At 54.8% G+C, this 1,942-nt stretch carries 1 protein-coding gene; it reads left to right on the top strand.

Annotation, left to right across the window (positions count from 1 at the left end):
• Positions 1 to 93 precede the first annotated feature (93 nt).
• Positions 94 to 1,752: an IS1634 family transposase gene (locus ACQUQO_RS18135; RefSeq protein WP_435080045.1), complete on the top strand. Its 1,659-nt coding sequence runs from the start codon at positions 94 to 96 to the stop codon at positions 1,750 to 1,752.
• Positions 1,753 to 1,942 lie beyond the last annotated feature (190 nt).

Here is a 1,942-nt window from a genome sequence, read left to right as displayed (position 1 = left end):
CCCACTTTCGACACCCCTACAGAATTGACAAAATGTTTTTGATCTGAAAAGTACCGAGAACTTCTTTGACCTCACAGCAGAACTCACGATACTGTGAGTTCGGCTGTGGAAGTCTTCTCGCCTGGTCCGCTTCCGGTGGTTAAAGCCATCTGTGAGGAATGCGGCCTTATCGAGACTGTCAACGAACAGGTCGAATGGGATGACCAACAGTGCCGACTCTCGCCTGGTCATCGAACCATGGCACTCGTCATGAACTTCCTTGCTGAAGGACAGCCGATGTATCGGCTGTCCGAATTCTTCGAAAAATCCGACACAGCCAACCTCTTCGGCGAAAATATCTCACCTGAAAATCTCAGCGACACCACTTTCGGACGGACCCTCGATAAGATCGCTGACGCCAACCCACGCATACTCTTCGGGAGTGTGCTTGCTGAAGCCATCGGGCGTGAAGGCGTGACCACGAATGTGGTCCACGCCGACACTACTTCCAAGTCCGTTCAGGGTATCTACGAGGACGAAAACGACGAGTACGATCTCGAAATTACACAGGGGTATAGTCGCGATGGCAATCGTCACCTCAACCAGTTCCAAATAGGCCTCGCAGTCAACCGCAACGGCGTTCCCGTCATCGGAGATATCCTCGACGGGAACGACTCCGACACCACCTGGAACACCGAACTTATCGGCGAGCTCCGTCAGCGGCTCGCCGCTGACGAGCCTCCTATCTATGTCGCCGATAGCGCGGCAATGAGCGAAGATTCGCTGGATGAAGCCTCTGCTGCTGGCATCGACATTATCAGCCGACTCCCGCGCACCTACAACGCGGTCGATGAGTGCATCGACCGCGCGTGGGAGATCGACGAGTGGAACGATCTTGGAAAATTTGTCAACGATGAAGATGACGAAGACGCTGCCTCCTACCAGATTCAAACTTTCCAAAAGCACATCTCTAACCACGATTTGCGGTGTGTCGTCGTCCATTCATCCACGCTCGATGGACGCACTAACCGACGCATTGACAATGACCTCGACAGCACTGAAGAGGATCTTGAGGACGCGGTCGGCCAGCTGGCCGACCGCTCATTCGCCTGTGAACCCGACGCTCAGGAAGCGTGGGAGACGTGGCTCGACGATCACGACGATTCCTGTTTCGAATTCGAGGCAGAAGTCGTCGAAACCGAACAGAAGAAGAGCCGCGACAAGCCCGGACGACCGCCGAAAGACTGGGACCCCTACGAAACCGTCTACAAGATCGCCGCCAGCGTCCAGCGGGACGCGGCGGCGATCGCCCACCGCAAGAAGAGAGCCAGTTGTTTCGTGGTCGTCACGTCGTTGGAAGATTCTGAAGAGTGGGCTGGTGAGGACGTTCTCCAGGAGTACAAAGAGCAACAGGCGGTCGAACGCCGGTTTCGGGTAGTCAAAGACCCCAAACGCGTCGGGCCGGTCTTTCTCGACCGGCCCGACCGCGTCGAAGCACTCGGCTACGTGATGCTGATGGCGTTGCTCGTCTATTCTCTCATTGAACGACGCGCACGCGTGGCTCTACAGGGTGCGGATGAACCAATGGATCTGGCCGGTGGGCCGACGAGCTTTCGGCCCACCGGCCGGCGAGTGCTTGAACGGTTCGAGAACATGCTCGTATCGCGGGTCGACGGGAAACGGGAGATACCAGACAACGTTGACGTGCCGAAGCGAGTGCTTGAGCTGCTCAATCTTGATGTCACCGCATATGGCATCGAATCGGAAGAGTAAGCGCGGCCAGAGAGGCAGACCTCTCTGGCTCGCGCATTCATTTCTCAAAAATATCCATTCAACTACTGGAATTCCAATAAGGTATTATTTATTTAGAGATATCCAATATCACATGACAAAATCTACCATCAACTCGATCTTGATCATAGGGTTTGCTCACAAGAACACATTTGGGTGTCGAAAGTGGGGT

This window comes from Halococcus sp. AFM35, assembly GCF_051195015.1.
Lineage (GTDB): Archaea > Halobacteriota > Halobacteria > Halobacteriales > Halococcaceae > Halococcus.
This window is presented reverse-complemented; position numbering and strand designations above follow the sequence as displayed.